Source organism: Streptomyces sp. NBC_00239, assembly GCF_036194065.1.
In the GTDB taxonomy this organism is placed as follows: Bacteria; Actinomycetota; Actinomycetes; order Streptomycetales; family Streptomycetaceae; genus Streptomyces.
Window position 1 is genome coordinate 8,285,329 of sequence record NZ_CP108095.1, and the last position, 20,754, is coordinate 8,306,082.

Genomic DNA, 20,754 nt, shown 5'->3' on the forward strand with positions numbered 1-20,754 from the left:
CGGGTGAGAAGCGACTCAGCGCGAGCGGCGCCGCACCATCTGGAGGTCTCACATGTCTGTGCCCGCCGACACCGCCCCCCTTGCAGCACTTTCCGCGGCCGGAGTGGCGGTCTGGCTCGACGACCTGTCCCGCGAGCTCCTGGCCGGTGGAGAGCTCATCGAGCTGGTGGCGGAAAAGCACGTGGTGGGGGTCACGACCAACCCCACGATCTTCGCCTCCGCCCTGTCCAAGGGTGACCGCTACACCGAGCAGCTGCGCCGCCTCGGCGACGCTGGAACCAGTGTCGACGACGCAGTCTTCGCCCTGACCACGGACGACGTACGAAGCGGCTGCGAGGTCCTCGCCCCCGTCCATCAGCGCACCGGCGGCATCGACGGACGGGTCTCCATCGAGGTCGACCCGCGCCTGGCGCAAGACGCCGATGCCACCGCTGTCCAGGCCCGAAAGCTGTGGCAGACAGTCGACCGGCCGAATCTGTTCGTCAAGATCCCGGCCACTCGCAAGGGGCTCAAGGCGATCACCGCCGTCATCGCCGAGGGCATCAGCGTCAACGGCACGCTGATTTTCTCCCTGGACCGTTACCGCGACGTGATGGACGCCTACCAGGCCGGTCTGGAGCAGGCGCAGGCAGCGGGACGCGACCTGTCGGTCATCCACTCGGTCGCCTCATTCTTCGTCTCCCGTGTCGACAGCGAGGTCGACCGCCGCCTCAACACCCTCGGCACCCCGGAGGCCCTGGCACTCAAGGGAAAGGCCGCGGTCGCCAACGCGCGGCTGGCACACCGGGCATTCGAGGAGATGACCGCGGAACCGCGTTGGCAGCGCCTCGCCGCGGCCGGGGCCCGCGTTCAGCGGCTCCTGTGGGCGTCCACCGGGGTGAAGGACCCGTCGTACCCCGACACCATGTACGTCAGCGAACTCGTCATCCCCGGCAGCGTGAACACCATGCCCGGCGCCACCCTGGCCGCGTTCGCAGACCACGGAACCCTCCCTGCCCACCCCCCGACCGTGGACGACTACGCGGCCGCCGCTTCCCACCTCGAGGCTCTGCGACGCGTCGGCGTCGACTTCTCCGACGTCACCGACACCCTCGAGCGCGAAGGACTCACCAAGTTCGAGGACAGCTGGAAGGAACTGGGAGCCTCGGTGGAACGCGAGATGCACCCCCAAGCCGTCGACACCTGCGACGACACCGAAAGCCGGCAGGGAGGATCCGAAAGCGCCCAGCTGCTCGCGATCTACCTCAACGACCACTATTCGGCCGCTACCGGGGGCCTGGAGCTCTTCCGGCGCGCCGCAAAGGCGCAGACGAGCGCAGAAGCGCACACGGTACTGACCGAACTGACCCGTCAGGCTGACGAGGACCGTGACGCGCTGGCACAGATCATGACCGATCTGGACGTCCCGATCAGCCACTCCAAGGCGGCCATGGGCTGGCTCGCCGAGAAGGCGGGCCGCCTCAAGACCAATGGGCACCTCCTCACCCGCTCGCCCCTCAGCGACGTCCTGGAAGCAGAGTCCATGCTCCTCGGCGTCCAGGGCAAGAAGGCCTGCTGGCGGACCCTGAGGACCCTCGCCGACACCGACGAACGCTTTTCCGCCAAACACCTGGACGCCCTGGCGGAGCGCGCCGAGAAGCAACTCGCGCTCTTGGAGGAGCTGCGCACAGCGGCAGTCACTCAGGCGTTGCGCCCTCAACCCCCCAGCACGCGGTAGACCCGGGGAGTCGCCGCTCCTGCCGTGAGAGGGGAGTGGACGCCCCTCCGTGTACGCGCGGTGCCCGGGCTCCGCCGTCTCTGAGGCCTTTGGATCATACCGGGGCCCGCAAGCGGTACCGCGTAGCCCTCGGGACGAGAGCGAGTCGGGGCAGAGACTCCCGACAGGGGCTCCGCTCGGCAGCGCAACCGTGCCGGCCCGGCCGGGTCCCCGGGCCGACGGGCGGGTTGCCCGAGGTCGGGACCATGGCGCAGGGCTGGGAGTCCGTCAATGTCGATATCCCGGGTATGCGCAGTACGAGGGGAGCGACACCCGCGGGCCGGCGGGGCCCGGGACAGGGAGTTCCGCAGCTGTTGTGGCCGCTCCTCCGAGACCGACCAGAAAGCGACCCCTGATCATGCATTCCTCCCAGACGGTGCGTCCTCCTCCCGTACGGGCTGATTCGGGGAGCGACTTCGCCCGACTCTCCCGGAAGATCCAAGAGGCGGGTCTCATGGCTCGGCGCCCCGGGTACTACGCATGGCGCATCGCGTCCGTGACGGCCCTGTACGCCGCCGGGTGGACGGCCTTCGTCCTGATCGGCGACAGCTGGTGGACGCTGCTGGTGGCTGCCTTCCTTGCCTTCGTCTTCGGGCAGGTGGCCCTGCTCGCGCACGACCTCGCCCACCGGCAGGTGTTCCGACTCCGCAAGGCCAGCGAGGTGTCCGGGCGCATCGCCGGCAACCTCGGCATCGGCATGGGCTACGGCTGGTGGCAGGACAAGCACACCCGCCACCACGCCAACCCGAACCACGAGGACCTCGACCCCGACCTCGACCCGGACATCCTCGTCTGGACGCAGGACCAGGCTCGCGTGGCCAGGGGACTGCCGCGGCTGCTCGGCCGCTCGCAGGCGTACCTCTTCTTCCCGCTACTCCTGCTGGAGGGGTTCAACCTGCACGTGTCCGGGGTTCGGTCGCTGTTCGACCGCTCGCTCAAGCACCGTGCATGGGAGGGGGCTCTGCTCGCCGCGCACATCGCCGCCTACCTCGGCGCGGTGTTCCTGATGCTGCCACCCGGCAAGGCGGCCGTCTTCCTCCTCGTCCACCAATGCCTCTTCGGCGTCTACCTCGGCTCGATCTTCGCCCCGAACCACAAGGGCATGCCCGTCCTGCGGGGTGACGAGCGGCCCGACTTCCTCAGACGCCAGGTCCTCACCTCCCGAGACGTACGCGGCGGCCGGTTCACCGACATCGTCCTGGGCGGTCTCAACTACCAGATCGAGCACCACCTCTTCCCGAGCATGCCCAGCCCCCACCTGCGCAGGGCCCAGACCATCGTCCGCGCGTACTGCCAGGAGCTCGGGGTCAGCTACCTGGAGACCAGCCTGATCAACTCCTACCGGCAGACCCTCGCCAGCCTGCACGCGGCCGGAGCCCCTCTCAGAGCGCCGGAGACCACCTGACTCTGATTGCCGCCCACCACCATCTGCCTGGCGCAGGTGCCCTCGACGACTCCGTGCTCGTCACCGGCTGATCGGTCAGCCGTCAGTGAGCGCCACCCGCCCTCACGCATGCAGAGGCGGGACGAGATGCGTGAGGTTCGAGGGCGGGGGCCGGCCTGAAGGTGGGAGCGTGGCGTGGAGCGACCGCAGACGGCGCCAGGGCGATAGCCGCCCGGTGGGACCTCACCCATTTGGACGTGAAGGGGTGCCGATGAGCTTGGTGCGGCAGAGGCTGGGCCCATGGCCGCCAAGCTGATCATCTACCCGCCCGACCAGCAGGGATGGCGACGAGTCCGCTATGACGGTGTTGCCATCGGAGTGGCGCATCGCCCGGCCGATGTTCGAGCCTTCCTCGCCGCGGCCGGTATGGAGAACGCCGAGGACATCGACCTCACCGACCCCGACTTCGTGGAGTGGCGGGGGGCTGGCCCCGAGGCGTGGGAACCGTTTCCCTGAGCTGGCTCCCCGTTCTGCTCGCAGTGCAGGGGATGCGGCTCCCCGCCCCGGGCCCGACCGCGCGGGGAATGGGCTGAGCGGGGGATCGCAGGCTGACCGTGGACGGCCGTGCGGCAACCAGAGGAGCAGAGCGGTGATGCAGACGGGCCCGATCGTTGTGTTCGCGAACTTCCTCTCGGACTTGGCAGTGGACCTCGACGAGGGTCAGATCCTGACGACGTGGGCCCAGCAGGCGCCGCGGAAGGCGTGGCTGCTTCGGGCGGGAGACGTGTTCGTCACACCCGTGCGGGTGAGCCGGGAGTTCTTGCGCTACGTGTGCGATCTGACGGGGGTGTCCCCGGAATCGGTGGCGGTGATCGAAGTGCCTCCCGCCGGAGCCGTTCCGCTGGCCCGGGCAGTGCGCGAGGCCGGCCTCGTCGAACACGTCCGGGCGCTCGCCGGCAACCGGGGTGCGGCGCTGCTGCCGACGGCGCTGGACGCGTCGGCGATCGCATTCGCCCGGGACATCGGTATCGACGTCTACCCGTACCCCTCGGTCGAAGCCGCAGAGGCCGCCCTGAAGACGACCATGCTGCTCAACACGAAGACCGGCTTTCGCGAGACGGCCGAGCAACTGGGCATGCGGCTGCCGACAGGGTGGATGTGCCGGCGCCCGGAGGTCGAATCCGTGGCGCGCGCTCTCCTGCGGGACCACGAGCGTGTCGTGGTGAAGCCCGACCGTTCGGCCGGAGGACACGGGATGCGCTTCGTCTCCCGCGATGACCTGAGGAGTGGGGCGGGCCTGCCGCTCGATACGGTCGGTGGGCCCGAAGGCCTGTGGGTGGTGGAGGAGCACCTCGACGTGGCCCAGCCGGTCAGTGTCCAAGTGGAGGTCTCCACCTCCGGGACGCGCGCGCTCTTCAGCGGGGCGATGCGCACGGTTCAGGGCTCCTTCACGGGATACACCTCTCCGCTGCCGCCGTCCTGCGCGCACGTGGCCGGCGAACTGGAGGAGTGGGGCACGGCCCTGGGCCGCTACCTGGCCGACCACGGTTACGCCGGGCCCTTCGGGCTCGACGCGCTGGTGGACACGGACGGGGTCGCGTACGCGAGTGAGAGCAACATCCGCCGTACGGCCACCACCACACCGCACGCCATGGTCACCCGGCTGACCGAGGGATCTGCCAACGCACACCCGGCATGGTCGGTGTCGAAGGGCTGGACACGGACTCCCATGGACTTCGATGACGTGCTTGCCCGGCTGCGCGCCTCCCGCCTCGCCTTCGACCCGGACCGTGGCGAGGGCCTGGTCCTCTACGCGGACGCACCGCCCGACGGCCGCTCCTGGCGGTATGTGGTGATTGCCAGGAGTGCCGGGGATGTCGAGGAGCAGGAGAGCGCCTTGGCCGAGGTTCTCGAATTCGAGGGTGGCTGACCTCACCACGACGCCGGTCCCGGCACCCCCTGGGTGCCGGGACCGGCGTCGTGGTGAGGGGTGCGGTCAGGCGGGGCGGCCGTCGATCATTGGAGGTGAGCAGGGTCCCTGCTGTGTCACGGCGACCGTCCCGGCTGCCGTCCGGATGCCCCCCTATACGCGCCTCTATTCGTTCCGTGTCGGTGACGGCTCGTCGACAACGACATGGCGGTGGCCGGACACCCCGAAGAAGGGGTGTCCGGCCACCGCCATGCAGCGTCAGAAATGCGCCGGGGTACGGCTACCAGCGGTACCAGCGGCCGCTACCGCCCTTGGGCCGTGCTACGAAACCGATCAGCCACAGGATCAGAACTGCGATAGCCACCCACCAAAGAATCTTCACCGCGAAACCCGCGCCGAAGAGGAGAAGGACCAGCAGAAGAACGAGAAGCAGGGGAACCATAGTTATCAACCTCCGAAGCACCGTCTGCCCGACCGTATCCAGGACATGCATGCGATTCTTATGTGTTTTTTATCCCGGTGGCTGGGCAGGAGATCTCGCCTGCATTCCACGAGACCGCTTCGGCGGAGCCGCCTCGCAGCCGATGCATCGAAACCAAGGAGCGGGCCCATGGCCACCTCTACGGGTTCCATCAGCTGACGGGGCCGCGGACTTCGAACTCGGCGACGCGGCGCGACTCTTGCGGGAAGCGGGCTACGCGGAGCAGGCCGCCCGGGTCGAGCGCGAGATCGTGGGCCGCAACGTCATCAACCGGCACCACTCGTTCGGGCGTGGGACTTGGCGGCTTGGGTGATGAACTGACGGGTGCTGCCCGGGTTCAGCGCCTTGGCCTGGAGGTGCTCGTACATGGTGCTGTAGTGCTGTACGTCGGATCGTCTCTCCGGGTACAGGTCGCTGGTGAACCGTTCCAGATACACCGTGCCCTTTCCGGGGGCGGCTGGGTGCCGAGGCGATTCAGGTGCTCAAGCTGTTCGCGCATGATGTCCGGACTGCCGGCCACGTGGTGCAGTACCGATTCGTCCAGCACGGCCCACAAGCGGAAAGGGAGGTCCTCAGGTCTTGGCGAGGCTCTGCCGGCCCGACCGGAGATCGGCCAGGAGGCGGCCGGCATCCGTGAGGAGTGTGCCCTGCAAGGCGTATACGGCCGGAGAGGCTTCCCGGGCGGTCCGTTCCTGCTGTTGCACCTGGTCGAGTTCGGCGGCCGCTTCGTCGATCCGCGCGTCGAGGAGCTCCGGATCGGTGGGGGACACCCGGCCCATCTCCTCCATCACCGTGGCCACAGCGCGCAGGACAGCGCTGAAGCCGGGCCGGAAAGCGGCGGGAAGATTCCCGAGTTCGCCGCTGTCGAGGGCGTAGTCCAGGGTCCGGGACATGGAACGCAGGTGGTCCATGCTGCGTTCGGCAACGGTGATTGCCTCCCGAGCGCGGGGGAGGGCCCTACCGGATCCGCTGATGGCCGGGCGCGGGTTCATGCGGCCGTTCTCGATCTCGGTTTCGATGGTGTGGCGGATGCGCTCACATTCGGCGGACAGGCTGCGCCAGTCGCGGCGCCACTGACGCAGGTGACCCCGGTCGGGATCGTTCGCTTCGAGGGTGTCGGCAAGGTCGTCGAGGCGCCGGGACATCGTGCTGTAGAGATCGGTGACGGCTTGCTGACGGTGGTGGGTGTGCCGGGCGGGAGCGAGGACGAGATGGGCGGCGAGACCGCAGAGCGCCCCGATGCCCACGGACGCGACCAGGTGGCCGATGTAGTCGATCTGTCCCTGGCCGGAGGAGAACGCGAAGAAGCCGACGATGGCGACCTGGATGCCCTGCTGGCCGAAGCGCCGGATCCTGCCGATGCAGAGCGCGATCAGGGTGAGAAGGGCGAACGTCCAGCCGTGGATACCGGCCACGGCCGCCAGGGTGGCGGCGAGCGTGACTCCCGCTGCCATGGCCACCACGTATTGGAGGCAGTCCCGGACCGACCGGTACACGGTCGCCTGAAGTGCCACCAGCGCGGTGAACGGCGCGAACGTAGACACGGCAGGCGGCAACAGGTAGCGGGCCAGGACCCACGCCGCCATCGCCGCGACCACGGTCTTGGCGACGAGTAGCACCTGGTCCCGCTCGCTCCCGGCTCCCCCCACCGCGCGGCGCAGATAGTCGGCTTGCTCCGTGGCCGCCGACCAGATCCTTCGCACCGCTTCCGTCCCTCTGGGCAAGATCGATCACCTCCGATGCGCGCCTGCCCGGCCAGCTCACCCCGGAACCTTCTCGACTTCGCCCCCATGCAGCATCCCGGTGTACAAGGGACGGTGTCATCCTTGTGGCGCCAGCACTGTGAACAGGGCGCCCTCCGGGTCGCGGAGGGTGGCCCATCGGCTGGCGCTTGAGGTCTCCACCGGAGAGGCGATGCTTCCTCCGGCAGTGGTGGCCGCCTCGACCGCGGCCTCCAGGTCGGGCACCTGGAAGTGGACGTGCCACCGAGGGCGAACCTGTGGGTCGGGGTCGGTGTCCACCGCTCCGCCACTGATCCGTGCCACCGTCTCGTTTCCGTGGCGCAGAACGACGTGGTCGTGTTCGTAGGCCGGTACGCAGGATGTGGGCGATCCGCCGGCCCAGTCCAGGACCTCCCCGTAGAAGATGGCGGCGGCGAAGGCGTCGCGGGTGCGGAGTTCCAGCCAGGCGGGAGCGGTGCCGCGGCCCACCCCCCAGTCCTTGAAGATTCCGCCCTGCCAGAGCCCGAAGACCGCCCCGTCGGGGTCCGCGGCCAGCACGGCCCGGCCCCGACGGAAGGACAGCGGGCCGACCGCGACGGTTGCGCCGCGCTCGCGGATACGTGCGGCGGTGACGTCGGCGTCCTCGACGGCGAAATACGGCGTCCATGCAGCCGGCAGCGATGGATTCTCCACGAAACCGGCCACAGGAGCACCGTCGCGAAAGGCGAAAGAGAACCACTCGCCGAGCCGGGTCCGTCGGAACGTCCAGCCCAGCACGGCACCGTAGAACCGCTGCGCGGAAGTGAGGTCCGCGGTCGTCAGACTCACCCAGCAGGGTGCGCCGAGGGCTTCATCGCTTGACGTGGACACTGTTACGGGCCGCCCGCCTATCCTGCTGCTCACCTCGTACGAGACCTTCCCACCGTAGCTCGGTCGGAGGGCTCGGGCGGTGCGCTGGGGCACCCCGTCCGGCGACCCCTTCCTCACGCACCGGCCTGCCAAGCCATCCCGTACCCATTTCGAAATCGATTCGCATTCGATGCGCCATCTTGATGAGCGTTTCGCAACGAGAGGCAAATCTGCGCTTCTCGCGCAGTCGGCCGTTCGCATCGAAATTTTGAATCCCTAATCATCATCGTGTCCGCTGGTCCAGGTCGACGTACGATCTGAGGAATGTTGGCGCCAATCTGGTCTGATCCTCCGAAGATCGACGCTCCATTGGATGGTGCACGGATCAGGGCAGGTGCCGTACCTCAAGCAATCGCTGCGGCTCGCCGGCGAGCCGCAGCGAGACCGGAGGTACGGCGCCCAGTACTGCTCTTTCCTGACCACGCTGCCCGGCGGCCTGGTGGCCCTGCCGGGCGTTTACCACCGCAGGCGGACCCACGGCTGCTGGCCGCGGCACTCGCCCATGAGGACCCCGGGCGCGTACCGAGGTCCTGGAGATCGGTACGGGCACCGGCGCCCTGGCCTGACGCGCTGAGGTGCCGGACGCCCAGGGCGGGCCGGAGATGAGTCAACGGTCGACCAGCCGTGGACCAGGGGTCTCACCCGTGGATTCCGCGTCCGCGTCGGTGCCGACCCGGCCGCGGGGAAGCATCCGGTCCAGCCACCTCGGCAGCCACCAGTTGGTCCGGCCGAGGAGTGTCATGGTCGCCGGCACCAGCACCATGCGTACAACAGTGGCGTCGATGAAGATCGCGGTGGCCAGGCCGAGCCCGAACATCTTGGTGGAGGGGTCCTCGGCGACGGCGAAGGACAGGAAGACCGCCACCATGATGAGGGCGGCCGAAGTGATGATCCGGGCGGTGCGTGAGATGCCCTCAACGATCGCCGTGCCGTTGTCGCCGGTGCGCAGGTACTCCTCGCGCACGCGGGAGAGGAGAAACACCTCGTAGTCCATCGACAGGCCGAACAGGATGGCGAAGAGGAACATCGGGATGAACGACACGATCGGAACCGTCGCTTCCAGCCCGATGAGTGCGCCTCCCCAGCCCCACTGGAAGACGGTGACCATGATGCCGTAGGCCGCGCCGATGCTCAGCAGGTTCAGCAGTACCGCCTTGAGCGGTACGAGTATCGAGCGGAAGACCAGCATCAGCAGCAGGAACGACATCGCCAGCACGGCGGCGACGAGCACCGGCAGGCGTTGGCTGGTGCGTTGGCCCACATCGGACAGGCTCGCGGTGGCGCCGCCGACGTGGGCCCTGGCCGGGCCGTGCCCGATCGCCGTGGGCAGCACGCCGGTGCGCAGCCGGGCGATGGTGTCGGCCGTGGCCTTGTCCTGAGGGCTGGTGGTCGGGAACACCACGAGGGTCGCGATGCCGGTGGCCCGATCGATGTGCGTCGGCGCGACGGATGCGATGCCCGGATCCGCCGCGACCGCCCCGACGAGGCGGTCCAGCACTCGCGGATCACCGGCGGGGTCCGCGGCGATGACGAGGGGACCGTTGGTGCCCGGGCCGAACCCCTCGGCGACGAGGTCGTAGGCGCGGCGCTCGGTACGGCTGAGGGGCATTGAGCCGTCGTCGGGCAGGCCGACGCGCAGGCCGAGCACGGGCAGCGTCGCGGTCAGCAGCAGCCCCGCCGCGCCGATCGCGTACAGCACCGGGTGCCGGCTGACGTGCCCGATCCAGCGCCGCCAACCGGCGGCGGGAGCGGTGCCCGCCACCGTGTTCCGCCGCCGTGCGAGGCCCAGCTTCCCGGTCTGCAGAGCCCGGCCGATCCGGCCGGGCCGGGCCAGGCGTGGGCCGGCGGCGCCGAGGAAGGCCGGCAGAAGCGTCACCGACGCGACCACCATGGTCAGAACGACGATCGAGACGGCGAGCCCGCCCACCGTCATGAACGGCACGTTCGCGACCGCCAGGCCGAGGATCGATACGACGACGACGACGCCGGCGAAGACCACGGGCCTGCCCGCCGTGGCCACCGCTCGCCCCGCCGCCTCGTGGGGATCGAGCCCGCGCGCAAGGTACTCCCGGTGCCTGGCGAGCACGAACAGCGCGTAGTCGATGCCCACTCCGAGCCCGACCATGCTGCCCAGGATCGGGGCGAAGGTCGGGACGTCCGTCACCCCCGCCAGTACCGTCATCGTGGCAACTCCGATGGTGAGCCCGAAGACCGCCATGCCGATCGGCAGCGCGGCGGCGACGAGCGAACCGAACGCCAAGAACAGGATCGTGGCCGCGGCGAGGATGCCGATCAGCTCGCTTGCGCCGCCGTCGGGGTCGGAGAAGGCGTAGAAGAGGTTCCCGCCCATCTCGATGCGAAGGGGCACCTCGGCGCGCAGCCGGTCGCCGAGATCGACGAGGGCGTCGAGGTCTTCGGCCGACAGCCGGCTCTGGTCGGGATACTGCACCCGGACGACTGCGATCCGCCCGTCGGCCGAGACAAGGCCGCCGCGCACGGCGGTGTCCCCGCGGGCGTCGAGTGCCCCCGCCGGGTCGCTCGTGCCGAGCACGTGCGGCAGCCGCTTCACCTCGGTCTGCAGCCGCGTGAGAGCGGTGCGCGCGCTGCCGTGGTCGAAGAACGTCGCACCGCCGTCGAGGGGAGTGACGACCACTTGGGCGGTCATCCCCTCCTGGCCGGTGCCGGCCCGCTCGATCAGCTCCGCGGCCCGTTGGGAGTCCAGCCCCGGAGCGGTCATCGAGTCCGCGGTCCGCCCGCCGAAGGCGATCGCGGCGAGGACGGCAAGCGTGGCGGCGATCAGCCATGCCGCGATCACCCGCCAGGGATGGCGGGCGGCGCTTGCGCCCAGGCGCAACAGGGCTTTCGAGAGCATCGGGTCCTCCAACCACCTCGTCGGCCGTCCTTGTACGGCCTCCGATGCCGAGGCTCCTCGCCACGGCGCTCTGCGGCATCGGCTCGCAGGCCGCGGATCCGTCGGCCCCAGGGCGGAGTGACGCCCCGTTCTTTCGGCCGATGCGCGGCACGGCGCGGTGCCTAAGCTGAGAACCGTGCTACGAGACGACCTGCGAACCCTGTGGACCGAACCCCGGCCGCCCGACGCGCCCGCCCGGGTGTGGCGGGACTGGGCGCTGCTCGCCGTGTGCCTGGTCGGTGTGGTGCTGGAGGCCACCCTGCGCGAGAACGTCGTGTGGCGGCCGACGGCGGTGGTGTTCGCCGTATGGCTGTGCCTGCTGCCCCTGTGGCGCCGGACCCGCCCACTGGCGATGGTGACGCTGGCCTTCGGCTCGGTGATCCTCCTTCAGGTGGCCTCTCTCGTCGCCGCACCGCGCGAGCCCGTCGGCCTGTACACCGGCGCGGTCGTGCTCGTGCTGGTGTACGCGCTGCCACGGTGGGGATCGGGACGCGAGATCGTGCTGGGCGGCGCGGTGACCCTCGCGGCCTGCGCGCTGTGTTCCGTCACGGACGAGACCCCGGCCGTCGAGAACGTCGTGGGCCTCGTCTTCCTGCTGCTGCCCGGAGTGGTCGGGGCTGCCGTGCGGTTCCGGGTGACCGCTCGCGAGCGGCAGTTGGACCAGGTGCGCTCCCGCGAGCGCGAGCAGCTCGCCCGGGAACTGCACGACACGGTGGCCCACCACGTGTCGGCGATGGTGATCATCGCCCAGGCGGGCCGGGTGCTCGCGGGTGCCGATCCGTCCGCCGCCGTCGAGGCGCTGGAGGGGGTCGAGGAGGAAGGGGCGCGCACGCTGGAGGACATGCGCGCCATGGTCGCCGCGCTGCGCGACCGCGGGGTCGGCGCCGAACTGGCGCCGCCTGCCGGCGTCGCGGATCTGGAGCGCCTGGTGCGGACCCCGGGTGGCCGCCTCAGGGTGGACCTGGGACTCGACGGCGAGCTGGACGCGCTGCCCCCGGCCGTGGACGCGGCCGTCTACCGCATTGTGCAGGAGTCGGTGACCAACGCGATGCGCCATGCGGTCGACGCGACCGAGGTCGTCGTCCGGGTCGCCGCCGAACGGCACACGGTACGGGTGAGCGTGCGCGACAACGGCCGGCGCACCGGCCGGGGTCGCGACGGATACGGACTTACCGGACTGCGCGAGCGCGCGACCCTGCTCGGCGGCAGACTACGAGTCGGCCCGGGTGTCGACCGGGGCTGGCATGTCGAAGCCGAACTGCCGAGAGCGAGGAGCGAGAGCGGTGTCCGTTCGCGTCCTCGTCGCTGACGACCAGACGATCATCCGCACCGGGTTGCGGATCATGCTGAACGCCCAGCCCGGCATCGAGGTGGTCGGCGAGGCCGCCGACGGGCTGCAAGCGGTACGTCTGGCCCGCGAACTACGCCCCGATGTCTGCCTGTTCGACATACGCATGCCCGTACTCGACGGGCTCGAGGCCACCCGGCTGGTCGCCGGCCCGGGGGTCGCCGACCCGCTGGCCGTGGTCGTCATCACCACGTTCGACCTCGACGAGTACGTCTACGGCGCGCTGCGTGCCGGCGCCCGCGGATTCCTCCTCAAGGACACGGGACCAGACCTTCTGGCCCAGGCCGTACGGTCGGCGTCCGAGGGTGAGGCGCTCATTGCGCCCAGCGTCACCGTCCGTCTGCTCCAGGCATTCGCGGACCTGCCCGCCGGCCGGCCGGTAGCCCAGCCGGTCTCCCCTGTCACCGCCCGCGAGGAGCAGGTGCTCCTGGCCGTCGCTCGCGGGCTGACCAACACCGAGATCGCCGATGCGCTGCACATCAGCCTCAGCACGGTGAAGACGCATCTGGCCAGCCTGATGGCCAAACTCGGCGCCCGCAACCGGGTCGAGATCGCGATGTGGGCCTACGAAACGCGCCGTATCCTCCCCGGAACCTGAGCCGGGTGCCGGGCTGTGTCCCCTGAGAGCCTGACGACTTACGAGGCGGGTCTGGCCCTGAAGTGGATGCTGTTCTGTGTGCGAAGTGCGGCTCGACAGCGATCAGTTGGAGGACCGGCGCGGCGCGTTCCGCGTGTTCGACGGGGACGGTGACGGCTCCAGCAGACCCCGTGGTGCAGCGGCTCCCACAGGGCGTCTGCGAGGGCGATGCAGAGCCGGTCGGTGACCTGCGTCCGGCGCCGGGTCCGGTGCCGCCGTAAGGCTGTCCGGAGCAGGGTGGGTCTTCGGGGACGGGCTCCCACTTCCGCAGCCGCCCCCGCTCGTCGAGTCCGGCACGCAGCGCAGGCAGGCGCCAGCGCGCGGACCCGGTCCGTACGGTGCCGGCGGCTCGCCCGCAGCCGCTCCCGGACCGCCCGCAACCCGGCCCGCGCGGCGCGCAGTCCAGCACCCCTAAGCCCCGCAAGGCGCTCCGGCACCTTCTCGTCCAGCCAGGCCGTCTTACTGTCCCGGTGTACGCGGACGAGAACCATGCCAAGGGAGCGGGGCCGCCTCCCTGCTTGCGGCCTTTACCACGTGACATCCAGTCACTCATCAACCGGCCGGTGTTCTGCTGGCAGCCGTCCGTGAAGGACGGTGTTCCGGAGGGGTCGCCTCCGCGACGCCTGCCGAACGCCCGCTGCCTCGCGCTATTCTGTGGCTCCCCTCATACCGGCGGCCTCAGTCCCACAGCACGACCTTTACCGTTACGGACGGGGGCAGCGGCTGCTCGGCGGCGACGACCGTAAAGGCGGCGACGGTACCCCGAGTGGTGGTCATGCAGTACGTGCCGCCGGGGCCGTAGCTGCGGAAGACGTCGACCCACGCGGGGTTGCGCGCCGTCGGCAGTGACGGCAACCGGCGCTCGCATTCCGCACGGTCGAGGTCCTCGGCCTCGCCCGGAGCCTCCGCGGCGCGGCCGCTCATCACCATGATGGCCGCCGAGGCGCTGTAGTCGCCCCGCAGATCGTCGTCCACGCCGACCAGTTGCCCGGGACGCTTTCCGTCGAGTTCCGCACCGACGTCGGAATTCTGGTTGATGGAAAGGGGGAGGGTGACGACCCCTTTCCAACGGACCTTCGAAGCGGGGGCCAGGGAAGGGGAGGACAGCGGGTCGACGGGTGGGTCCCCGGACGGGGACGGCGACGCCTCGCGGGAGGGCGTCCGGGATGGTGTGGTCCGGGGCTCCTCCGGCGTGTGTGAGGTTATGGTTTCGTGACCGCGGTCGTCGTCTGGTGGGCGGTCTTCCAGCAAGGGGACGACGAGGGCCGCGGCAGCCCCGATCAGGGCCGCCACCACTGCGGCGACAGCCCCGATCTGCGCGGCTCGGTGGGCGGGCGGGACCCCCTGAGCGGTGCGGGGCGTTCCCGGAGAGGTCTCGTCGGACGGCTGACTCATGGCCCCTTCCTTCCCCTTCCCCGGGATTTCCGTGCGCATTTCCGCCGGCGTTTTCTACAGAAACGAAACTGCGATGTTCCGGGGGAACCACGGGGCTTATTGCGCCACGGGCGTCACAATCAGCCACAGTGTCGCGTGGCAACCCGTACGGCGCGCCACGGGTCCGAGTGCCAGTCGTGGACGGCGCAGAAGGCCTGGGCGCGGAGGTTGTGAGCCCATATGTCGGCGTACGAAGGGAAGGCCCCAGCACGGTACGAATGAACGTCCTCAGCGGGTTCTGTGACCGCTGCTAGCCTGCAGTCCATGATCAAGAGCAACCCGGCACGTCGAATAGGCAGCATGGTGGGGGACAGCAGGCCGGAGCGCGTGCTGATCGCCGCCAGTTTCGTCAACCGGGTCGGCAACGGTCTGTTCAACGCGGCGTCGGCGCTCTACTTCACCCTGGTCGTGGGCCTGCCCGCGGTGCAGGTCGGCGCCGCGCTCACCATCGCCGGAGTGATCGGCCTGTGCGCGGGGATACCCGGAGGGCATCTCGCCGACCGGCGCGGGGCGCGCACGATCATGATGCTGGCCCTCGCGGTCCAGGCGATGTCGATGGCGGCCCTCGTCCTCGTCGAGAGCTGGGCCGCGCTCACGATCATCGCGACGGTCGACCAGATCGCCGCAGCGGTGGGCGGGGCGGCCTGGGGCGCTCTGGTGGTCCGGGTCGGGGGCGATCGCCCGGCCCTGTTCCGGGCAAAGTTGCGCACGTTCGTCAACCTGGGCGTCATTCTCGGAACGGTGGGTGCCGGGCTGGCGCTGGCCGCGGACACCCGTGGCGCCTATGTCACGCTGATCCTCGGCAACGCAGCGAGCTTCGCCCTGTGCGCGGTGCTCTTGCTCCTGCTGCCCCACTATCCGGTGCTGGCAGCACCGCCGCATCAGCGTCGCTGGCTCGCTTTCACGGACCGCCCGTTCCTGACGTTCACCGCCCTCTACGGGGCCATGGGACTGCAATACCCGGTGGTCTCCCTGCTCTTGCCGATCTGGATCTCCGAACACACCGAAGCGCCGCGCTGGACGGTGGCCGCACTGTTCGCCGTCAATGCCGCCTTCTGCGTACTGATGCAGACCAGGATCGGCTCCCGTATCGAAACGCCGCACGACGGCGGCAGGGCGTTTCGCACCGCGGGACTGCTCTTCCTCGTCAGCTGCCCGATGATGGCGCTGGCGGCGTACACCCCGGTCTGGGCGGCAGCGGGACTGGTGCTGGCGGCGATCTTCGTGCACAGCCTGGGGGAGGTCTGGGAGTCCTCGGCGGGCTTCGCCCTGGGCTTCGGTCTTGCCCCCGACCATGCGCAGGGCCAGTACCAAGGTGTCCTCGGCCTCGGCTTCAGCGCGGGCCAGGCACTTGCCCCCGCGATCCTCACCACGGTGGTGCTCGGCCTCGGCACGGCGGGCTGGATGCTGCTGGCGGTGTTCTTCGCGGCGCTGGGCGCTGCCGGCCCGTCGCTTGCCCGCTGGGGCATGCGCACCCGGCCGCAGGCGGGTGTTGCTGCGGAAGCGAAGGGATGACCAGGGAGTAGGTGTCAGTAGCATCCGCCATCGCCACCGGACCCGGCCCGGCGACAACGTCCTGGACCTGCGTGTCCTGGCGATACGGCAAGCTGCTCGCCGCTGACGCGGACATCGTCGGACACGAACTGTTCTCCATGAACGACAGCCGAGCGGTCGTCAGCCGTGCGCTCCTGCTGAACGACGGCAACGTCGCCGTCTCCCTGGACAACTACAAAGCTCGGGCACACGTACGTTGTGTGACCGTGCGCTTCACCCGGTGGGCGAGTGCTTGAGTTGGCGGCTCTGAGCGCGGCAACTGGTGAACCCGCCCCGGCCCAGGGCTGGCGAACTCCCGGCGTGCTACATCGGGCGGCATCTCCGACTCGCCTGTTCAGCCACGGCGCAATCAACTGCCGGCACTACGCTGCGACCGTCTCCGTCATCGGCGCGGGCGGCGTGGACCTTCTCGCCTACGCGATCCGCATCCTTCAGGCTCCCGGCGCACGGGGATGCGGAGCTCCCCGACGGAGTCAGCCGCGCTCTGAGGCACCACATGCAGGCGTCCGCCGCCCGCCGATCAGAGTGTCGCCCTCGCCCGCATGATCCGCAGCGGGGTGTGCGTCGACTGGCCGGCGGCTTACCGGCCGGCGGCCGACCGGCTCGCCCGGGCCTGCGCACGGAAGATGGAGGGGAACCTGCCGGGCGCGGGAGATGGTGCCGGTCGGTCTCCGCAGAGCGCCGGCGCCAAGGCGAAGGGCCCGGTGTGCGGGGCCGGGCCCTTCGGTGGGGTGTGGCCTGGTGTTCAGGTCACCGTACGAGCCGGTAGGCGTTGGTGATCGTCTGCCGGGCTGTGTTGCCCTGCTTGTCCTTCAGATCCACCCGGAAGGAGACGCCTCCGGCGGTCGCGGGGTGCTTGACGGTCGCCGAGCGCGCACCCTTCGCGTCGGTGGCCACGGTCAGCGGCTGCCAGGTCCGGCCGTCGTCGTACGAGACGTGCACGGTGAGCGCAGCGAGCTGTCCGGACGCGGCGGCGGCACCGGCCACGTGCAGCGGCACCTTCAGGGTGCTGCCGGTCTTCGCCGTCCCGTTCAGGGTGAGCTGCGGGGAGAGCCGTACGGTCGACAGGGGGAGCCGGACGCCCTGGTCGGGGGCCTTGGCCGAGGTGAACGTCCAGACACCGGCCACCTTCGTGCTGGTGGTGGTGTCCTTGGTGGACCGGGTCGCCTCCTTGGTCAGCTTGTAGACGGCGGAGGCGGCCGGGACCTCGGCGGTGAGCCACTCGTTGGGGCCCGTCTGCGCGAGGGTCCGCCCGCCGGATTCCAGCCGGGTGAAGCCCCCGGCCAGGACGGGCTCGCCCGCGTGACCGGCGCCGTCGACGAACAGCAGCACGTTGGCGTCGATGGTGTTGCCGTAGCGGTTGGCCCCCTGCCGGTCGGGGGTGGCGGCCAGGTCGGGGCCGATCACGGCCTTGTTGAACTCCAGGGTGTAGCGCCCGGCCGGCTTGTAGGACACGGGTCCCTCGTTGTAGATGACGCGCGCCTCGCCCTGCGGGTCGGCCTGTGTGACCGTCCAGTTCCAGTGCACGCCGGTGGTGCTCATGTACTGGGTGCCGGACAGCGGCAGGGCCCGCTGCATCGTGGAGATCGGGCCGGCGCTGAAACCGTCCGGTGTCGAGGCGGTGATCTGCACCAGGCCCGTGGTGCCGGAGACGGACGCCCCGAAGCCGAACTTCAGCTCGGCGAGGTCGGCGAGGGCGACCGTGCGGGTGAGGCCGGTGAACCAGCTGCCGGTGCGGTGGAAGGCGAGCCGGTAGTCGGTGGTCGGCGCGGCGGGCGACCGCCAGACGCCGGACAGCTGGGACTGCATGCCGCCGCCGGCCGGGCCGAGCGCGGCGGTGCGGAACTGCGTCGTGCTGTCGAACACCCAGCTGCCGCTCACGATCGCGTTCTTGTCGTAGTAGCCGACCGTGGCGCTGACCAGCTTGGCGTTGCGGTCGGGCGCGGTGACGGCGAACGGCTTGGCCGCGCGGGCATCGAGGGTGACGGTGCTCTTCGCGGCCACCTGCAGGACCGGCTGGACGAGGACCGCCATGCGGTTCCCACTGCCCGGGCTCATGACCAGGCCCTCCAGCTGGTAGTCGCCCTTGGGCAGCCGCAGGACGGCCGTGCCGGACTCCTTGTACGGCACCGCCAGGCGCTCCTGTCCGTCGCTGCCCGCCTTGGTGAGCTGGGTGGAGTAGCCGGAAGCCGGCTTGCCGGCGTCGTCGAGGTGCCGCACGGTCACGTCGTACGACTCGATCTCGCGCAGGACGGCCAGGCCGGTCCGTACGGACTGGCCGCCGCCGGACGCCAGGACGGTGCCGCCGAAGGAGCCGTCCTTGGTGCCCTTGCGGGTGTCGACGGTGACGGTGGTCTTCGCGGTGCCGCCGGCCGGGACGGTGAGCTTGGCGTCCTTGACGGTGAACATCCCGGCGGGGGCCGGGCGGCCCGCCGCGTCGGTGCCGGCCGCGGTCAGGGCAAGGGTGACGGCCGTGGTGCCCTGGTTGCGATAGGTGAGGGTCTTGGCCACCGGCTTGTCGTCGGCGTGCGGCCACAGCTGGGTGCCGAAGTCGAGCGAGCCGGGCTCCGAGACGACGGAGGCGGTCCGCGCGCGGTTCAGGTCGACCCGGCCGGCACCCTGCTGATGGGCGTTCAGCTCGGGACGCGGCGTGGCCGAACCGGTCAGCAGCGACTTGAGGTGGGCACCGCCCCAGCCGGGATGCTGCTGGAGCAGCAGGGCGGCCGCGCCCGCCACGTGCGGGGTGGCCATGGAGGTGCCGGACATGGCGACGTAGCCGTTGCCGCCGGTCGCCCCGCCCTGGGTGCTGGCGGCGGCGACGATGTCGACGCCCGGGGCCGTGAGGTCGGGCTTGGACAGGCCGGCGGCGGTCGGACCCCGGCTGGAGAAGTCCGCGATCCGGTCCTGCTTGTCCACCGCGCCGACGGTCAGTGCCGCCGGGGCGCTGCCGGGCGAGGTGATCGTGCCGGGCTTGGCGCCGTTGTTGCCGGCCGCGATCACGAACAGGGCCTTGCCGGAGAGCTTCGCGACCGCCGTCTCCATCGGGTCGACCTCGGGTCCGTCGCCGCCGACGATGCTCATGTTGACGATCTGCGCGCCCTGGTCCGTGGCCCACTGCATACCGGCGACGATCTCGGACTCGCTGCCGAAGCCGTCGTCACCGAGGACCTTTCCGTCCAGCAGCCGGGCGCCGGGGGCGACGCCCTTGTACGTGCCGCCCGACTTGGCACCCGAGCCGGCGACGGTGGAGCCCACGTGCGTGCCGTGGCCGTGGCGGTCCTTGCTGTCGGGCGAGCTGCTGAAGTTCTTCTCGGCTATCTCCACGCCCTTGAGGTCGGGGTGGGTCTGGTCGACACCGGTGTCGAGCACCGCGACCTTGACGCCCTTGCCGGTGTAGCCGGCCTGCCACATCGAGGGCGCGCCGATCTGCGCGACGCTCTTGTCCAGGGCCGCGCGGACCCTGCCGTCCAGCCACAACCGGGTCACGGGCGCCGCGGACCGGGCCGCGGCCCCGGCAGGAGTCCGGCCCACCAGCAGCGACCACAGGCCCCCGGCACCGGACTTGGGCGACTCGAACGCCTCCCCGTCGACGGCGGGCAGCGCCCGCCGGTCCCGCGCGGAGTCGGCCAGCGCCTCGCCGAAGGCGCTGGGAACCCTGGCCCCGGCGCCGTCCCGGCGGTACGAAACGATCAGCGGCAGGGTGCCACGGCGCGCATCGTCGTACTCGGCCGCGACCAGCCCGGCGACCTCGAACAGCCGCCGGTCCAGGACCCCTTCGTCCAGCAGGCGCAGCGCGTCCTGCGGGATGACGTACGTGTGCCCGGGCGTTCGCCGGATCGAAAAGGGCGTGCCCTCACGGCCCTTGGCGCGGTCGATCCGCACGACCGAACCGTCCGCGGCCACGGCCACCCGGTCACCGGTGACCAGCGTGACGTTCGCCGCCGGCGCGGCCGGTGCCTTCTTCCCCTGGTGGGCGGCGGGCCCAGCCGCCGGCGGCTGCCCCGCGGCCGCCGCCGTCCCCGCGATCAACGACGCCGCCACCGCGGCGGCGAGCGCCGCCGTCCTCACTTTCGACACAGGTACCACCTGTGATCCCCCGCTCTCATGCGCATGCCAAGACTTCCCCCCCGTATCACGCGCCCGGAGCACCTGCGGTTCTCCCGTTCGGCAATTCTGTGGATCATGGGACGCACCGCACCTTGCGACTTCCGGTCCCCGGTCCAGGTCCCCGGGACCCGGGTCTCGCCCCCGCGGATATCGGCGGCCATCTCGTATGGGTTCCTTGCGCTGCTGCCGTGGGCGGGACCGCTTTGCCGTCGGCATGGAGGCTTCCAACTCGCCTACCGGGGCTAGGTCATGGCACGTGCCGTCTCGGCCGCCCCGGCATCAGGACTCGGCCGGGTGCCAGTCTTGGCGGTTCCTGCGGGACGGGGGTGGACTCCGATCCTGTGTTCCGCGTGTTCCGCGCAGAGCGGCCAGACCTGCCAGTGCACCTTCGTGATCGTCGACTGCGCCGCGTCGTCGGCGACCACGGCCAGGGCCTCCGCCGCGTCGTCCGGCTCCAGGGGGTCGCCCTTCTCTGGGACGCACGTGTTCACCTGGTTGCCGCGCCAGCGGCCGTCGGGCAGTGCCACGTAGACGTGGCCCCTGCCGGGCCTGCCCAGGGCGGGGGATCCCAGGAAGGGGCGA

The 20,754-nt window shown here is 70.4% G+C and carries 15 protein-coding genes and 3 pseudogenes; 9 read left to right on the forward strand and 9 right to left on the reverse strand.

Annotated features, from left to right (window positions below; genetic code table 11):
* Positions 1 to 52: 52 nt before the first annotated feature.
* From tal to OG764_RS36715, 4 genes and pseudogenes are all read left to right on the forward strand, one after another.
* A pseudogene (tal, locus tag OG764_RS36700) lies at positions 53 to 1,180 on the forward strand (transaldolase); the annotation flags it as partial.
* A 934-nt stretch (positions 1,181 to 2,114) separates the two neighbouring features.
* Positions 2,115 to 3,161: a fatty acid desaturase family protein gene (locus OG764_RS36705; RefSeq protein ID WP_328972664.1), complete on the forward strand. Its 1,047-nt coding sequence runs from the start codon at positions 2,115 to 2,117 to the stop codon at positions 3,159 to 3,161.
* A gap of 279 nt (positions 3,162 to 3,440) precedes the next feature.
* The gene (locus tag OG764_RS36710; RefSeq protein ID WP_328972665.1) at positions 3,441 to 3,656 is read left to right on the forward strand and encodes a hypothetical protein; all 216 of its coding nucleotides are present in this window, start codon (positions 3,441 to 3,443) and stop codon (positions 3,654 to 3,656) included.
* A gap of 136 nt (positions 3,657 to 3,792) precedes the next feature.
* The gene (locus OG764_RS36715; protein WP_328972666.1) at positions 3,793 to 5,070 is read left to right on the forward strand and encodes a peptide ligase PGM1-related protein; all 1,278 of its coding nucleotides are present in this window, start codon (positions 3,793 to 3,795) and stop codon (positions 5,068 to 5,070) included.
* 280 nt (positions 5,071 to 5,350) lie between these two features.
* On the opposite strand, the gene OG764_RS36720 is transcribed toward OG764_RS36715, so the two are convergent.
* On the reverse strand, positions 5,351 to 5,512 hold the full coding sequence (locus tag OG764_RS36720; RefSeq protein ID WP_037789996.1) for a hypothetical protein: 162 nt from the start codon (positions 5,510 to 5,512) through the stop codon (positions 5,351 to 5,353).
* A 92-nt stretch (positions 5,513 to 5,604) separates the two neighbouring features.
* Between OG764_RS36720 and OG764_RS36725 the strand changes: the two are divergent.
* Positions 5,605 to 5,837 (forward strand): annotated as a pseudogene (locus tag OG764_RS36725) (hypothetical protein); the annotation flags it as partial.
* On the opposite strand, the pseudogene OG764_RS36730 reads toward OG764_RS36725, so the two are convergent.
* The 5 genes and pseudogenes from OG764_RS36730 to OG764_RS36750 form a co-directional block, all read right to left on the reverse strand.
* Positions 5,818 to 5,940 (reverse strand): annotated as a pseudogene (locus tag OG764_RS36730) (transcriptional regulator); the annotation flags it as partial. The pseudogenes OG764_RS36725 and OG764_RS36730 overlap by 20 nt on opposite strands.
* The gene (locus tag OG764_RS36735) at positions 5,889 to 6,182 is read right to left on the reverse strand and encodes a Scr1 family TA system antitoxin-like transcriptional regulator (RefSeq protein WP_328972667.1); all 294 of its coding nucleotides are present in this window, start codon (positions 6,180 to 6,182) and stop codon (positions 5,889 to 5,891) included. The pseudogene OG764_RS36730 and the gene OG764_RS36735, both read right to left, overlap by 52 nt.
* On the reverse strand, positions 6,124 to 7,275 hold the full coding sequence (locus OG764_RS36740; RefSeq protein WP_328972668.1) for an FUSC family protein: 1,152 nt from the start codon (positions 7,273 to 7,275) through the stop codon (positions 6,124 to 6,126). Before OG764_RS36740 ends, OG764_RS36735 begins: the two co-directional genes overlap by 59 nt.
* Positions 7,276 to 7,371: 96 nt before the next feature.
* Positions 7,372 to 8,142, reverse strand: coding sequence for a VOC family protein (locus OG764_RS36745; protein ID WP_443056162.1), 771 nt, complete (start codon positions 8,140 to 8,142; stop codon positions 7,372 to 7,374).
* A gap of 646 nt (positions 8,143 to 8,788) precedes the next feature.
* Positions 8,789 to 11,053 carry an MMPL family transporter gene (locus OG764_RS36750; RefSeq protein ID WP_328972670.1) on the reverse strand — a complete coding sequence of 755 codons (2,265 nt, stop codon included), beginning with the start codon at positions 11,051 to 11,053 and terminating at the stop codon, positions 8,789 to 8,791.
* Between the two features lie 175 nt (positions 11,054 to 11,228).
* On the opposite strand from OG764_RS36750, the gene OG764_RS36755 reads away from it, so the two are divergent.
* Positions 11,229 to 12,401: a sensor histidine kinase gene (locus OG764_RS36755; RefSeq protein ID WP_328972671.1), complete on the forward strand. Its 1,173-nt coding sequence runs from the start codon at positions 11,229 to 11,231 to the stop codon at positions 12,399 to 12,401.
* On the forward strand, positions 12,376 to 13,038 hold the full coding sequence (locus OG764_RS36760) for a response regulator transcription factor (RefSeq protein WP_328972672.1): 663 nt from the start codon (positions 12,376 to 12,378) through the stop codon (positions 13,036 to 13,038). The genes OG764_RS36755 and OG764_RS36760 overlap by 26 nt, the downstream gene beginning before the upstream one ends.
* 717 nt (positions 13,039 to 13,755) lie before the next feature.
* On the opposite strand, the gene OG764_RS36765 is transcribed toward OG764_RS36760, so the two are convergent.
* Positions 13,756 to 14,472: a hypothetical protein gene (locus OG764_RS36765; RefSeq protein ID WP_328972673.1), complete on the reverse strand. Its 717-nt coding sequence runs from the start codon at positions 14,470 to 14,472 to the stop codon at positions 13,756 to 13,758.
* A gap of 303 nt (positions 14,473 to 14,775) precedes the next feature.
* Between OG764_RS36765 and OG764_RS36770 the strand changes: the two genes are divergently transcribed.
* Both OG764_RS36770 and OG764_RS36775 read left to right on the forward strand, forming a co-directional pair.
* Positions 14,776 to 16,026 carry an MFS transporter gene (locus tag OG764_RS36770; RefSeq protein ID WP_328972674.1) on the forward strand — a complete coding sequence of 417 codons (1,251 nt, stop codon included), beginning with the start codon at positions 14,776 to 14,778 and terminating at the stop codon, positions 16,024 to 16,026.
* 11 nt (positions 16,027 to 16,037) lie between these two features.
* Positions 16,038 to 16,301, forward strand: coding sequence for a hypothetical protein (locus OG764_RS36775; RefSeq protein ID WP_328972675.1), 264 nt, complete (start codon positions 16,038 to 16,040; stop codon positions 16,299 to 16,301).
* A gap of 514 nt (positions 16,302 to 16,815) precedes the next feature.
* On the opposite strand, the gene OG764_RS36780 is transcribed toward OG764_RS36775, so the two are convergent.
* Together OG764_RS36780 and OG764_RS36785 are read right to left on the reverse strand one after the other, a co-directional pair.
* Entirely contained in the window at positions 16,816 to 20,142 is a 3,327-nt protein-coding gene (locus OG764_RS36780; protein WP_328972676.1) for a S8 family peptidase, read from the reverse strand.
* Between the two features lie 272 nt (positions 20,143 to 20,414).
* Positions 20,415 to 20,699 (reverse strand): hypothetical protein, encoded by a 285-nt coding sequence (locus OG764_RS36785; RefSeq protein WP_328972677.1) that lies wholly within the window; start codon positions 20,697 to 20,699, stop codon positions 20,415 to 20,417.
* Positions 20,700 to 20,754 lie beyond the last annotated feature (55 nt).

What these genes read in the sequence shown, in the direction of transcription:
- OG764_RS36705 (WP_328972664.1), top strand. Translation starts at nt 2,115, where the DNA reads ATGCATTCCTCCCAGACGGTGCGTCCTCCTCCCGTACGGGCTGATTCG.
- OG764_RS36710 (WP_328972665.1), top strand. Translation starts at nt 3,441, where the DNA reads ATGGCCGCCAAGCTGATCATCTACCCGCCCGACCAGCAGGGATGGCGA.
- OG764_RS36715 (WP_328972666.1), top strand. Translation starts at nt 3,793, where the DNA reads ATGCAGACGGGCCCGATCGTTGTGTTCGCGAACTTCCTCTCGGACTTG.
- OG764_RS36720 (WP_037789996.1), bottom strand. Translation starts at nt 5,512, where the DNA reads ATGGTTCCCCTGCTTCTCGTTCTTCTGCTGGTCCTTCTCCTCTTCGGC.
- OG764_RS36735 (WP_328972667.1), bottom strand. Translation starts at nt 6,182, where the DNA reads ATGCCGGCCGCCTCCTGGCCGATCTCCGGTCGGGCCGGCAGAGCCTCG.
- OG764_RS36750 (WP_328972670.1), bottom strand. Translation starts at nt 11,053, where the DNA reads ATGCTCTCGAAAGCCCTGTTGCGCCTGGGCGCAAGCGCCGCCCGCCAT.
- OG764_RS36765 (WP_328972673.1), bottom strand. Translation starts at nt 14,472, where the DNA reads ATGAGTCAGCCGTCCGACGAGACCTCTCCGGGAACGCCCCGCACCGCT.
- OG764_RS36770 (WP_328972674.1), top strand. Translation starts at nt 14,776, where the DNA reads ATGATCAAGAGCAACCCGGCACGTCGAATAGGCAGCATGGTGGGGGAC.